We start from the raw sequence: 13,870 nt of genomic DNA, 5'->3' as shown, positions 1-13,870 counted from the left end.
CACCTCCTTAGCCGACGACGTGCTCACCCGCCGGTCCCGCCTCGCCGCCGCGCGTGGTGTCGCGGTCAAGGCCGAGCGGGTCGGCAAGCGCACCGGTGCCGGCGTCGAGCGGCCCCTGCGCCAGCCTGGTCACCTCGGGGGGAACCGGCGGCGCGAAGTCGGCCACAAGGCGCAGCCCTGTGAGCACATCATCGGGTCGAACGGCAGGCGTCATGTGCCGAACAACCATGCGCAGTATGACACACGTCTGTCCTGGCACCTGAGCTGCGGTTCTGTCTGTTCCCTCGGACACCACGAGCCCCAGGACGGCCTCCCGCGCGTCGAAGCGCCGGGGGCCCTTCTTGGTGAGGCGCTCGACCTCCACCGTGCCCGCCGCGAGGAACTTCTGCACCGCCGTCTCGGCGAGCTCGCGATCGGCCCCGGGCAGGCGTACCTCCCAGTCGGAGACCTCCAGGCGGTCGGCCAGCCCCCCCGGGCCCGCCTGTACGACGTCGAGCACGTCGAGACCGGGCGGCAGTGACGCGTCCAGGCTGGACTTGACCTGCTCGGGGTCGCACAGCGTGGTGACACCGATCTCGAGGTATTCGGCCTCGCTGGCGACGCCGGTCGGCGCTGCGCCCGCGTAGGAGATCTTCGGATGGGGCGAGAAGCCCGCGCTGAAGGCCACCGGAATGCCGGCACGGCGGACCGCCCTCTCGACGGCCCGCGAGATGTCGCGGTGACTGGTGAAGCGCAGACGTCCGCGCTTGGCGTAACGCACACGTAGGCGTTGCACCGTAGGCGCGGGCGGAGGCCCGTCGGGAACAGGTTTCAGAGCTTTGCGTCCTTCCCTTGTAAGAGTTCCTTCTCCCAGGATAAGCCGCCGCAAGGCGTGTACGTGTACGCCGTGACACGGCTCGCCCACTGAGCGCGCCAGACCATTGTGAAGCGCGCTAGACCACTGTGAGAGGAAGGAGCTTGCGCCCTGTCGGGCCTATCTGGATTTCGGTGCCCATGGTCGGGCAGACCCCGCAGTCGTAGCACGGGGTCCAGCGGCAGTCTTCGACCTCGCCGCCGGACACGGCCTCCTGCCAGTCCTGCCAGAGCCATTCGCGGTCGAGCCCGGCGTCGAGGTGGTCCCACGGAAGGACCTCGTTCTCGGCCCGCTCACGTGTGGTGTACCAGTCGACGTCGACGCCCGCCTTCTCGGCGGCCTGCATCCATCTGTCGTAGGAGAAGTGCTCGCTCCACCCGTCGAACCTGCCGCCGGCCTCCCAGACGGCCCTGATCACCGCGCCGACCCTGCGGTCGCCACGCGAGAGCAGGCCCTCCACGATGGACGGTTTGCCGTCGTGGTAGCGGAAGCCGATGGCCCGGCCGTACTGCTTGTCGCCGCGCAGCGAGTCGCGCAGCGCCTTGAGCCGCCGGTCGACGGTCTCGTGGTCGGCCTGCCCGGCCCACTGGAACGGGGTGTGCGGCTTGGGCACGAACCCGCCGATGGAGACGGTGCAGCGGATGTCGCGGCTGCCGGTCGCCTCACGGCCCGCCTGGATGACCTTCTTGGCCAGGTCGGCGATGCCGAGCACGTCTTCGTCCTGCTCGGTGGGCAGGCCGCACATGAAGTAGAGCTTCACCTGCCGCCAGCCCTGCGAGTAGGCGGTGGTGACCGTGCGGATGAGGTCTTCCTCGGTGACCATCTTGTTGATCACCTTGCGCATGCGCTCGGAGCCGCCCTCGGGGGCGAACGTGAGACCCGAGCGCCTGCCGTTCCTGGAGAACTCGTTGGCCAGGTCGATGTTGAACGCGTCGACCCTGGTCGAGGGCAGGGACAGCGAGGTGTTGGTGCCGTCGTAGCGGTCGGCCAGGCCCTTGGCGACCTCACCGATCTCGGAGTGGTCGGCCGAGGACAACGACAGCAGGCCGACCTCGTTGAAGCCGGACTCCTTGATGCCGTTCTCGACCATGGCGCCGATCGTGGTGATCGAACGCTCCCGCACCGGACGGGTGATCATGCCCGCCTGGCAGAAGCGGCAGCCGCGCGTGCAGCCGCGGAAGATCTCCACGCTGAACCGCTCGTGCACCGTCTCGGCCAGCGGCACCAGCGGCTTCTTCGGATAGGGCCACTCGTCGAGATCCATCACGGTGTGCTTGTGCACCCGCCACGGCACGTCGGACCTGTTGGGCGCGACACGCTTGATGCGCCCGTCGGGGTGGTAGTCGACGTCGTAGAACTTAGGCACGTAGACGCCGCCGGACTCGGCGAGCCGCATCAGCAGCTCGTCGCGCCCGCCGGGACGCCCTTCGGCCTTCCACTCACGGATGACCTCGGAGATGGCGATCGAGATCTGCTCGCCGTCGCCGAGCACGGCCGCGTCGAGGAAGTCGGCGATCGGCTCGGGGTTGAAGGCCGCGTGACCGCCGGCGAGCACGATCGGGTCGTCCTCACCCCGGTCGACCGCGTTGAGCGGGATCCCGGCGAGATCGAGCGCGGTCAGCATGTTGGTGTAGCCCAGCTCCGTCGAGAACGACAGGCCGAGCACGTCGAAGGCGCGCACCGGCCGGTGGGCGTCGACGGTGAACTGCGGCACGCCCTCGGCCCGCATGAGGGCCTCCAGGTCGGGCCAGACCGCGTAGGTGCGCTCGGCCAGGGTGCGGGGCAGCTCGTTGAGGATCTCGTAGAGGATCGCCACGCCCTGGTTGGGCAGCCCGACCTCATAGGCGTCCGGGTACATCAGCGCCCACCGCACGTCGGCGGAGTCCCAGTCCTTGACGGTCGAGTTGAGCTCACCCCCGACGTACTGGATGGGCTTCTGCACCTTGGGCAGCAGCGCTTCCAGGCGGTGGAATATCGACTCGACAGGCATACCGTCCAGGGTAGCGGCGCGCGGACGGTGACAAATCCGGCCCACCGGCGGACGGCCCCCGCAACGCGCTCAGTCGAACGACTGCCGCCGCACTCTGATGGCCAGGAGCAGCCCTACCGCCATGAGGTTCGCGAACGTGGCGGTGCCGCCGTAGGACACGAAAGGCAGCGGCAGACCGGTGATCGGCATGATCCCGATCGTCATCCCGACATTGATGAACGTCTGGAACGCGAACCAGCACACGATCATGCCCGCGACCAGCGTGCCGAACCGGTCGTCGCAGTGCCTGGCGACCTTCAGCCCGCGCAGCAGCACCACGCCGAGCAGCAGCACCACGGTGACCGACCCGATGAACCCGAACTCCTCCCCCGCCACCGTGAAGATGAAGTCGGTGTGCTGCTCGGGCACGAACCGGCCGGTCGTCTGCCCGCCGCCGAAGAGCCCCTTGCCCAGCAGTTGCCCGGAGCCGATCGCGATCAGCGACTGCGTGCTGTTGTAGCCCACCCCGCGCGGATCCACCTTCGGATCGACGAACGCGGTGAACCGCGCCACCTGGTACGGCTCCAGCAGGTTGAACCAGAACACGCAGAACACCCCGGCCGCCGCCACGAGCACCAGCCCCACGATCCACCGCTTGCGCACGCCCCCGATCACCAGCCCCGCGGCCGTGATCACGGCGAGCACGAGCGCCGTGCCGAGGTCGGGCTGCAGCATCACCAGCCCCATCGTGATGCCCGCCGCGATCAGGGCCAGCGTGATGTCCAGGCCGCGCGGCCGGTCGCTGCCCTCGGCGGGCTGGGCCAGCAGCATCGCGATGATCAGCAGCAGCCCGACCTTGGCGAACTCCGACGGCTGCACCGCGAACCCGCCGCCGAGCAGGATCCACGAGTGCGACCCGTTGATCGTCGCGCCCAGCGGTGTGATCACCAGCGCCAGCCCCACCAGCGACACCAGGAACACCAGCGGCGCGTACGCCCGCATCGCCCGGTGGTCGACCATCGCCACCACGGCGCACAGGGTCACGCCGATGACCTCGTTGAGCAGGTGTTTCTTGACCAGCCCGGTGGCGCCGGGCGCCCACGTGCGGGTCGAGGACCACACCAGCAGGGTGCCGATCAGGCACAGCCCGGCCACCGCGACCAGCATCAGCCCGTCCATGCGCCGAACCACCGAGTGCTCGCCGATGGCCCGCTGGATGAGCGAGGGCCGCCGCGCGGCCGCGGCACGGTTCATTGGTGGATCACCGTCCCGTCGGGCGCGAACTTCGGCAGCTTGGTCGGAAGTCTTCCGCCGGGCACGGCGGCCGGCTGCCCCTTGAAGCCGTAGATGCCCTCGTAGATCTCACGTGCGGCCGGCGCCGCGGTCGAGGCGCCCATGCCGCCCTGCGACACCATGACGACCACCACGAACTGCGGATCGTTGGTGGGCGCGAACGACGCGAACCACGAGGTGTCCTTCTTGCCCCACACCTCCGCGGTGCCGGTCTTGCCGCCGATTCGCACCTTGTCCATCGGGAAGCCGGTGAACGCCCCCGCCGCGGTGCCGTCGGAGGGCACCTGGCTCAGCGCGTTCTTGATGTAGGCGCGTTCCTTGTCGCTGATCGGCAGCTTGCCGACCACCGGCACGTCGATGGTCTTGACCACCTTGCCGTCGGGCCTCACCTGCGCCCACCCGATGCGCGGGCTGCGGACCTTGCCGTCGCTCACCAGCGCCATGTACGCCCGCGCGAGCTGCATCGGCGTCACCAGGACGTCGCCCTGCCCGATCGCGAAGTTGGCCGAGTCACCGGGCCGCAGCAGGAAGCCCTCGGTGCAGTTCTCCAGGGCCAGGCGTTTGAGGAAGTCGGCCCGCGCCCGGTCCTTCTCCTCCGGATATCCCTTGCGCGACCGCTCGCAGCTCGTGGCGCTGGTCCGGTTCCACAGGTCCTTCTTCCAGGCCCGGTCGGGGATGCGCCCGGAGGACTCGCCCGGCAGGTCGACCCCGGTCGGCCGGCCGAAGCCGAAGGCCCTGGCCGTGTTGGCGAACACCTCCTTCGTGCGCTTCTTCGGGTTACGCCCGCCGTCCTTCAGGTACTGCTCGTACGCCGCCCGGTAGAAGATGGTGTCGCACGACTTGACCAGCGCCGTGTGCAGGTTCATCTGCCCGAGGCCGATGCCCCGGAAGTTGCTGAAGGACCGGTCGCCCACCATGTACGCCCCGGGGCAGTCGTACGTGCCGTTGATCGGATACCCGGCCCGCAACATCGACGACACCGACGACACCTTGAACGTCGAACCGGGCGCGAACTGTCCGTTGATCGCCCGCGACACCAGCGGCTTACCCGACTTGTCCGACAACAGCCACTGGTACCCCTTGGCCGAGATGCCACCGGCCCAGATCTCCGGGTCGTACCCCGGCGCGCTGGCCACCGACACCACCCGCCCGGAACGCGCGTCGAGCACCACCGCGGCGCCGCCGTCGGCCCCGGGCGCGTTCTTCATCGCGTGAGCGAGCGCCTTCTCCGTCACCGCCTGCACCCGCGCGTCGATGCTGGTCACCAGGTGGTCGCCGGCGACCGGCGGCACCTGCTCCTCGACCCCGAGGGCCTTGCCCATCCGGTCGACCTGCACCCTGCGCAGCCCCGACTTGCCGCGCAGCGCGTCGTCGTAGACGTACTCGATGCCGTCGCGCCCCGCCAGGTCGACACCGGAGAAGCTGGCCTTGAGCCCCTCGCGCTTCTCCAGCTCCGCCTCGGTCACCGGCTGCAGGTAACCCAGCATCTGCGCCCCGGCCCGCCCGCCCGGGTACTGCCGGACGGAGTGGATCTCCGCGGTCACCCCCGGGAACTCCTCCTGCCGCTCCAGGATCTGCAACGCCTCGCGCGTGTCCACCTTCTCGTCCAGCGGAACCGGCTGGTACGGCGACCCCGTCCAGCACGGCCTGCCCACCCCCGGCCCGCAGGGCGTGATGCGCTGCCGCAGGTCCTTGACCGGCCGGTCGAGCACCGAGGAGAGCCTGCGCAGCACGCTCATCCCCCCGCCCGGCATCCGGTTCAGCTTCGTCCGGTCCACGGACACGACCAGCGCCGTGCGGTTGCGCACCAGCGGACGCCCCGACGAGTCGAGAATCTGCCCCCGCACCGCGGGCACGATCACCGTGCGCGTCCTGGTCTCCATCGCCCTGGTCACGAACTCCTGGCCGCGCACGACCTGTACCTGCCACAGCCGTACGGCCAGCACGACGAGCAGCAGCACCACCAGGACGTGCAACACCAGCAACCTGGTACGCATGCGGATCATGTCGAGAACCTCGGCTGTCTCCCCCGGGTGGCCAGCCAGATCACCACCGGCGCCACGATGAGCGTGTAGAGGACGGTGACGGGCACCTGCTGGGTCAGCGTCGCCAGCGACACCCGCGGATCGGACAGCAGCCCGGCCACACCCACGGCCACCAGCGGCGCGATCAGCACGCACAGCACGACGGTCGTCGCCGGCCCGCCCGCGCCCCGCCCCGCCACATAACCGACCAGGGCCAGCACGAACGCGTACTGGCCCATCAGATGCGCCGTCGGCGGCACCAGGTCCACCAGCAGCCCCGAGAAGAACCCGGCCATCGCCCCCGCCACCGGCCCGCGGTCGAGCGCCACGCCCACCACCGCCAGCAGCACCAGGTCAGGCGCGCCGCCCGCCGGCAACGGCAGCCGGTTGACCAGCATGACCTGTGCCAGCAACGCCAGCACCACGACCATCGCCCCGATCACCGCGCCTCCGTCCCCGCCGAAAGCAGCACGCTTCTCATCCCCCGATCACCACACCAGCAGCGGCCTCGCCGGAGGCCGTGCCGTCGCCGATCACCGCGCCCCCTCCTTGACCGGCAGCACCGCGTCACGCGGATCCCGCTTGGGCCCTTCGACCACCACCCCGACCACGTCGAGCGCCGTCAGGTCGGCGAACGGCCTGGCGTAGGCGATCCGGGTCAGCTCCCCCGGCGTCGACTCCACGCGTTCGATCACCCCGATCGGCACCCCCGGCACGTACGGCCGCCCGTTCTTGGAGCCGAAGCTGACGATGCGCCCGCCCCGCTCCATCGGCGCCGTCGAGTCGAGCAGCCTGAACTGCACGAGCCGCCCGTTCTCGCCCACCCCGTGCACCACGCCGATCTCCTGGCCGCCCTCCAGCCGCCCCCCGGCGGCCGAGGCGGGGTCGCTGAGCAGCAACACCGTGGAGGTGGCGGACGAGGCGTGGATGACCCGGCCGACCAACCCGTCACCGTTGAGCACCGTCATGTCGGGACGCACCCCGTCACCGGTGCCCACGTCGATCTGCACGCTGTCCTCGAACCCCGGCTGCCCGCGCCTGGCCACCACGTTGGCCGTGACCACCTTGTAGCCGCCGGTGCCGGAGAGGCCGAGCAGCTTCTTCAGCTCCGCCGAGCGGGTGGCGTCGAGCGTGCTGGTGGAGAGCCCGGCCCGTAGCCTGGCGTTCTCCTCCTGCAGCTGCTCGATGTGCCGCTGCGCGCTGGGCGCGCTGGCCAGAGCGTGCAGGAAGCCGCCGACGGGCCGCACCACGCCCCCACCGAACCGCTCGGCCGCGCCGAACACCCAGGACCCCGCCGAGCGCAGCGGACGCAGCGGTGAGCTGTCGCCCGCACGATGGTCGATGGTCAGGACGACCAGCGCCGCCATCAGCAGCACTCCCAGGATCAGCCGGGCCCGGCGCGAATCTCTCATCAGTGCCGCGACTCCGGAACCAGCACCTGCTGCAGGGCCTCGAACTCCTCAGCGCACTTGCCCGAGCCGATGGCCACCGAGTCGAGGGCGTTCTCCACCAGGTGGACGGGCATGCCGGTCTCGGCCTTGACCCGCTCGTCGAGGCCCTTGAGCAGGGCACCGCCGCCGGTCAGGGCGATGCCGCGGTCCATGATGTCGCCCGACAGCTCGGGCGGGCACTTGTCGAGGGTGGTCTTCACCGCGTCGACGATCGCGTTGACCGGCTCCTCGGTGGCCTTGCGAATCTCCTCGCTCGACACGATGATCGTCTTGGGCAGCCCGCTGACCAGGTCGCGTCCCCGCACCTCGGCGTGGGACTCCTCGCCGTTGGGGCAGGCCGACCCGATCGCCATCTTGATCTCCTCGGCGGTGCGCTCGCCGAGCATCAGCGAGTACTCCTTCTTGGCGAACGTGATCACCGCCTGGTCGAGCTCGTCGCCGCCGATCCTGATCGACTGGCTGGTGACCACGCCGCCCATCGAGATGATGGCCACCTCGGTGGTGCCGCCACCGATGTCGACCACCATGTTCCCGGTGGGCTCGTGCACCGGCAGCCCGGCCCCGATGGCGGCGGCCATCGGCTCCTCGACGATGTAGACCTTCCTTGCGCCGGCCTGGTATCCGGCTTCCTTCACCGCGCGCTGTTCGACGCTGGTGATGCCGCTCGGCACGGCGATGATGATGCGCGGCTTGGCGAAATGGCGTCGTCTGTGCACTCGTTGGATGAAGTAGCGCAACATCCGTTCGGTGACGTCGAAGTCGGCGATCACGCCGTCCTTCAGCGGGCGGATGGCGACGATGTTGCCGGGCGTACGACCGATCATTCGCTTTGCCTCGATGCCCACCGCCACGATCTTGCCTGTGGTGGTGTTGATCGCTACGACTGACGGCTCATTGAGCACGATGCCCCGGCCACGCACGTACACCAACGTGTTGGCGGTGCCCAGATCGACCGCCATGTCACGGCCGAGAAACGCGAGCTTGCTGCCCATGGGGAACGGAGCCCTCCGTATCGTCGTTCGCGAATGACTACGGATCGAATTCGAATCGTAACGTGACGTACCCACCAGTGAGCGCAATGAGCCCTCGCGCTCCACAAAAATCTCCAGCCCCTACCTCAACCTGGATTTTGCCCGAATTGCACCCACACGACCGGATCAACTGCGCCGACGCCTGCCAGACTCGGTGAACGCTACAACTCACCGCCGACAAAAAGACGCGCCCGCACGGCGTGAAGCCGGCGGGCGCGCGGGTGAAGCTGACTGCTAGAAGCGGTCGGGGAAGAAGATCTTGATCTCCCTGGCTGCGGACTCGGGCGAGTCGGAACCGTGGACGACGTTCTCGCCGATCTCCAGGGCGTGGTCGCCGCGGATGGTGCCGGGGGCGGACTTGACCGGGTCGGTGGCGCCGGCCAGCGCGCGGAAGGCCTCGATGGCGCGCGGGCCCTCAAGGACGAGGGCCACGAGCGGCGCCGAGGTGATGAAGTCGACCAGCTCGCCGAAGAACGGCTTCTCGGCGTGCTCGGCGTAGTGCGCCTTGGCGGTGTCGGCGTCGAGGGTGCGCAGGTCCATCGCCACGACCTTGAGGCCCTTGCGCTCCACGCGGGCGATCACGTCACCGATGAGGCCACGCTTCACCCCGTCGGGCTTGATCAGGACAAGAGTGCGCTCGGACACGTGTGGTTCTCCTTTGAACAGATTCGGGTCGCGGCTACGGGCGCCTGGCCTGACCACGAGGGCGCTCCGCGGGACACGGGCCCTCGCGTCGCCATAGCCGTCGCTCAGCTTACCGTCCGCGCCCACACCCTCGGCGCCACAGGCATGACGCGCGCGGGCGAGGACTTCAGGACCGCTCGCCGTCCTCCGGCGATGGCGCCTGCGGCGGCACCGCGGGCGCGGGCTCGGCAGGCTCGTCCTCCTCCGGCGCGGGAGAACCCTCGGGAACGACCGAGCCCCACGTCGTGACCGGCTCCTGCGCCGCGCCTCCGCGCTCGCGACCGGCCCCGACAGCGACCGCGACCTCCGCCGCCTCGCCGCCCGACGACGGCTCCTCCTCCCGGGACGGCCGCCGCCCCATCGCCGCCGCCAGCACGATCACGCCCACCAGCAGGAACCCGCCGATCAACGCCCACCAGTGCAACGCGCCCACGAAGCTGTCGACCAGCTCCTGGCGCGACCCGACCCCCTCCAGCATCCACATCTGCACGCCGGTGCCCAGCAGGTAGCCCGCCAGCACGCCCGCGACGCCCAGCGACAACCCGAACGCCGCCGCCCCGATCCCGACCTCGCCGAGCGTGGCCGTGACCGCCACGGTGGCTCCCACCGCGAGCAGCGTGAACGGCACCGCCAGCACCAGCCCGTCCGCCGACGGGACGACCAGCCGCACCGAGCACAGGCCGACCACCATCGCCAGCAGCCCGAGCGGCGCCGCGAGCCGCCCCACGCCCTTGGCGAACAGCCGCACGCCCACCCCGGCGACGACCGCGAGCACCGCCGCCACCCCGAACGGCGTCCACAGCCCGCGCAGCCCCGGCCCGCCCAGGCCGCCCATCTCCACCAGCGTGACCTGGGCCGTGCTCGGCAGCAGCACCACCCCGACGGCCACCATCGTGTACGCGTGCGTGCGGCCCTCCGCCCGTCCGATCGAGCCGAGCGCCAGCAGGCCGGCGATCGCCACCCCCGCCAGCAGGATCACCGGGACGACGCCCCACCCAGCGCTCGCCGTGCTGACCGCCACGACCGCGATGCCCGCCGCGGGCACGGCCGCGAGCAGTAGCCGGCTGCGCTCCCTGGCGTCCGGCGCGGGCGCGGGCCGCCGCCCGGCGAACCTCCAGACCACCAGGTACGCCGCCGCCAGCGCCAGCGCGACCCCGGTGGCCATCGGGTAGGGCTGCAGCGTGACCTTCCAGCTCGTCACGTCGACCAGCGGCCAGAGCGCGAACGCCTGAGCCTCCAGCAGGCTGACGCACAACACCCCGGCCCACAGGCCGCGCAGCGCGGGCGTACGGTCCCAGACCGCCACCAGCGTGGCCGGCACGATCAGGCCGCCGCCGACGCCGCGCAGCACGCGTACGACCCCGACGACCAGCTCGGAGGCCGCGTATCCGCCCGCCGCGTCGGCCACCGCCACCAGCGCGAGCCCCGCGACCAGCACGTGGGCCACCTTCATCCGCCGCAACGCGACGGCCGCGAGCGGCACCGTCAGCATCAGGGCGGGCAGCGCCAGCCCGTGCGTACGACTCAGTCCGATCTGGTCGAAGTCGCCCGGCAGCAGATCGGCGACCACGGACAGCGTGTTGGGTATCGCGACGATCGCCAGCGGCAACGCCACGAGGACGAGCAGCCCGAGCACCACGTCGAGCAGCCAGGAATGTCTGAGGCCAGCCGGATGCGGCGACCGTTGAATCGGGGGGACGGCCATGTAGGCCGACTTTAGCGGGAAGTCACGCCCTCGACACGGCGAGCTACGATAATCGCGGTGATCCACAGCGCCGCGAAGATCGCGCCGAGGAAGAACATGGTCGGCACGAGGAAGCCCGTGGCGATGGCCAGCACCTGGATGACGCTGCCCATGACGTACCCGAAGGGCCGCTTGAGCAGGCCCGCGGCGACCACGCACAACACCGCGAGCCCGATGCCCACCGTGACGGCGAGCGCGGGGGCCACGCCGCCCACGGTGATCGCCACCGGCGTGATGAGCCCGGCCACGATGGCCTCCATGCCGAGCACGCTCGCGCCGAGCCTGCGCATGCCCGGTGTGACCTCGAAATTCATCTCACACCATCCGCCTTGAGCAGATGCCGGGCATCTCCGGCCGTGACCACTGAACCGGTGATGAACACCCCGGTCCCGCTGAACTCGCCCTCAGCGTCGGCGATGCCGATGCCCCTGTCGATGGCCTCGTCGAGCCGTTCGACGACGTGCACGCGGTCCTCGCCGAACAGCGGCACGGCCAGCGCGGCGAGCTCCTGCGCCGACAACGACCTGGGCGAGGAGTTACGCGTCACCACGATCTCGTCGAGCATCGGCTCCAGCAGCTCCAGCAGGGTCTCGACGTCCTTGTCGCGCATGACCGCGACCACGCCGATCACCTTGGCGAAGTCGAAGGCCTCGTGCAGCGCCTCCAGGCTCGCCTCCAGCCCGCCGGGGTTGTGCGCCGCGTCGATCAACACCGTGGGTGTGTGCCGTACGACCTCCATCCGGCCGGGCGAGGCCGCCTGGGCGAACGCCTGGCGCACCAGGTCGGCGTCGAGCGGATCGTCGCCACCGGTCAGCGCCTCGACGGCGGCCAGCGCGCACACCGCGTTGCTCGCCTGGTAACTGCCGTGGAGCGGCAGGTAGATCTCGTCGTAGACGCCCTTGAGCCCGCGCAGCGTGAGCAACTGCCCGCCCATCGCCAGCTCCCGGCCGAGCACGCCGAACTCCAGCCCCTCGCGCGCCACCACCGCGCCGACCTCGGCCGCGCGGCGCATGAGCACCTCGGCCGCGGCCAGCTCCTGCTGAGCGAGCACGGTCGTGGCGCCCGGCTTGATGATCCCGGCCTTCTCCCCGGCGATGCTCGGGATGTCAGGACCCAGACGATCCATGTGATCGAGGGAGATGGGCGTGATGACCGACACCAGGCCGTCTGCGACGTTAGTCGCGTCCCACGACCCGCCCATGCCGGCCTCGATGACCGCGACGTCGACCGGCGTGTCGGCGAACGCCGCGAACGCCATGGCCGTCAGCAGCTCGAAGAACTGGATGCGCCGGTGCCCCTGCGCGTCGGCCAGCTCGACGTAGGGCGCGATCTCCTCGTAGACCTCGGCGAAACGCTCCTCGCTCAGCGGCTCGCCGTCGACCGTAATGCGCTCGCGCACGGTGACCAGGTGCGGGCTGGTGAACCGCCCCACCCTCAGGTTGCGCTCCCGGAGCAGCGCCTCTGTCAGCCGCGCCGTGGTCGTCTTGCCGTTGGTGCCGGCGATGTGTATGACCGGGTACGCCCGCTGAGGCGAGCCGAGCAAATCCATGAGCGCAGCGATCCTGTCGAGCGTCGGCTCGAAATCCCACTCGACGCCCCGCTCGAGGATGGCACGTTCAACCGCACGATAATCCACCCCTCAACCCTACTGACCACGCGTAGCGGTCTGGACGCGGGGCAAACATATCGTGAATCGTATAGAAAATTAGAGGGTACTCACCTCCGCCGCAGGGTGCCACCTTGGAGAACAGCCTGCTCTACCCCCCAGCAGGCGCTTTCAAGGAGGCCATCGTGGAAGGCGAGAACACTCGCGAGGAAAGGCAGCGCGGAATCACCAGGAAAGCGCTGTTCAAGGCGGCTCTCATAGCGACACCGGTCCCGTTCCTGATCGGCGAGGTGCCGGCCCTGGCCCGCACCATGGCTGGGACCGGCCAGCAGCTTGAGCCCACCCCGTTCTGCGACGACGGTGACGATCTCACGATCTCGCAGACCGAGGGCCCCTACTTCAAGCCCAACTCCCCCCAGCGCTCGACCCTCCCCGGCTCGGGAACCCCGCTGACGGTGAGCGGATACGTGTTCGGACTGTCCTGTCAGCCGCTGGCGAACGTCCTGCTCGACTTCTGGCAGGCCGACACCAACGGCAACTACGACAACGTCACGTACAACTTCCGTGGGCACCAGTACACGAACGCCCAGGGGGCCTTCAAGCTCACCACCATCGTGCCCGGCCTCTACCCCGGCCGTACCCGGCACATCCACGTCAAGGCGCAGGCTCCGGGTCGCGGGATCCTGACCACGCAGCTCTACTTCCCGGGTGAGCCGCGCAACAACACCGACACCATCTACGACCCGAGACTGCTCATGAACGTCCGCCCCGTCGGCTCGGGAAAGGAAGCGACGTTCGACTTCGTGCTCAATGTCCAGGGCGTGCCACCCACACAGACGCCTACTCCCACGCCCACGACAAGCCCGTCTCCGGGCGGCGGAACCTGGAAGGTTGGGGTGACCTACCAGGCGGGTGACCAGGTGACCTACGGCGGGTCGACGTACCGGTGCCTGCAGGGGCACACGTCACTGACCGGCTGGGAGCCACCCAACGTCCCGGCCTTGTGGCAGCGCGTCTGACCCACTGGTCCCCGAACGCACAAAAGGGCCACCCCGGCTGCTGGGGGTGGCCCTCGTTCGTGTTGCCATGCCTTTGAACGCGAAGAAGCCCCACACGAACGCGTGTGGGGCCTCTTCGAAAGATTGTCCGGCGGTGACCTACTCTCCCACACCCTCCCGAGTGCAGTACCATCGGCGCAGAGAAGCTTAACTTCCG

At 69.8% G+C, this 13,870-nt stretch carries 12 protein-coding genes; 1 reads left to right on the top strand and 11 read right to left on the bottom strand.

The annotated features are described in order from the left end of the window. Nucleotides 1–7 precede the first annotated feature (7 nt). The 11 genes from ABZ459_RS44510 to ABZ459_RS44460 form a co-directional block, all read right to left on the bottom strand. Nucleotides 8–760 (bottom strand): TIGR03936 family radical SAM-associated protein, encoded by a 753-nt coding sequence (locus tag ABZ459_RS44510; RefSeq protein ID WP_357984651.1) that lies wholly within the window; start codon nt 758–760, stop codon nt 8–10. A gap of 172 nt (nt 761–932) precedes the next feature. Beyond that, nucleotides 933–2,843, bottom strand: a complete 1,911-nt coding sequence (locus tag ABZ459_RS44505; RefSeq protein ID WP_357984648.1) for a TIGR03960 family B12-binding radical SAM protein — start codon at nt 2,841–2,843, stop codon at nt 933–935. Nucleotides 2,844–2,912: 69 nt separating this feature from the next. Continuing rightward, nucleotides 2,913–4,076: a rod shape-determining protein RodA gene (rodA, locus tag ABZ459_RS44500; RefSeq protein WP_357984645.1), complete on the bottom strand. Its 1,164-nt coding sequence runs from the start codon at nt 4,074–4,076 to the stop codon at nt 2,913–2,915. After that, on the bottom strand, nt 4,073–6,121 hold the full coding sequence (gene mrdA / locus ABZ459_RS44495; protein ID WP_357984642.1) for a penicillin-binding protein 2: 2,049 nt from the start codon (nt 6,119–6,121) through the stop codon (nt 4,073–4,075). Before mrdA ends, rodA begins: the two co-directional genes overlap by 4 nt. Then, nucleotides 6,118–6,582: a rod shape-determining protein MreD gene (gene mreD, locus ABZ459_RS44490; protein WP_357984639.1), complete on the bottom strand. Its 465-nt coding sequence runs from the start codon at nt 6,580–6,582 to the stop codon at nt 6,118–6,120. The genes mrdA and mreD overlap by 4 nt, the downstream gene beginning before the upstream one ends. A gap of 90 nt (nt 6,583–6,672) precedes the next feature. Beyond that, the gene (gene mreC, locus ABZ459_RS44485) at nt 6,673–7,551 is read right to left on the bottom strand and encodes a rod shape-determining protein MreC (protein WP_357984636.1); all 879 of its coding nucleotides are present in this window, start codon (nt 7,549–7,551) and stop codon (nt 6,673–6,675) included. Beyond that, nucleotides 7,551–8,582, bottom strand: a complete 1,032-nt coding sequence (locus ABZ459_RS44480) for a rod shape-determining protein (RefSeq protein WP_357984885.1) — start codon at nt 8,580–8,582, stop codon at nt 7,551–7,553. The genes mreC and ABZ459_RS44480 overlap by 1 nt, the downstream gene beginning before the upstream one ends. 273 nt (nt 8,583–8,855) lie before the next feature. After that, nucleotides 8,856–9,266, bottom strand: a complete 411-nt coding sequence (gene ndk / locus ABZ459_RS44475) for a nucleoside-diphosphate kinase (RefSeq protein WP_352358020.1) — start codon at nt 9,264–9,266, stop codon at nt 8,856–8,858. 166 nt (nt 9,267–9,432) lie between these two features. Continuing rightward, a complete protein-coding gene (locus tag ABZ459_RS44470) occupies nt 9,433–11,010 on the bottom strand; it encodes a hypothetical protein (RefSeq protein WP_357984633.1) in 1,578 nt (525 codons plus the stop codon). An 11-nt stretch (nt 11,011–11,021) separates the two neighbouring features. Further along, nucleotides 11,022–11,363 (bottom strand): DUF4233 domain-containing protein, encoded by a 342-nt coding sequence (locus ABZ459_RS44465; RefSeq protein WP_357984630.1) that lies wholly within the window; start codon nt 11,361–11,363, stop codon nt 11,022–11,024. Next, nucleotides 11,360–12,685 (bottom strand): folylpolyglutamate synthase/dihydrofolate synthase family protein, encoded by a 1,326-nt coding sequence (locus ABZ459_RS44460; RefSeq protein ID WP_357984627.1) that lies wholly within the window; start codon nt 12,683–12,685, stop codon nt 11,360–11,362. The genes ABZ459_RS44465 and ABZ459_RS44460 overlap by 4 nt, the downstream gene beginning before the upstream one ends. Nucleotides 12,686–12,840: 155 nt before the next feature. On the opposite strand from ABZ459_RS44460, the gene ABZ459_RS44455 reads away from it, so the two are divergent. Beyond that, nucleotides 12,841–13,674, top strand: a complete 834-nt coding sequence (locus ABZ459_RS44455; RefSeq protein WP_357984624.1) for a carbohydrate-binding protein — start codon at nt 12,841–12,843, stop codon at nt 13,672–13,674. The last annotated feature ends 196 nt before the right edge of the window (nt 13,675–13,870 follow it).

The organism is Nonomuraea sp. NPDC005692 (assembly GCF_040631115.1).
In the GTDB taxonomy this organism is placed as follows: domain Bacteria; phylum Actinomycetota; class Actinomycetes; order Streptosporangiales; family Streptosporangiaceae; genus Nonomuraea.
This window is presented reverse-complemented; position numbering and strand designations above follow the sequence as displayed.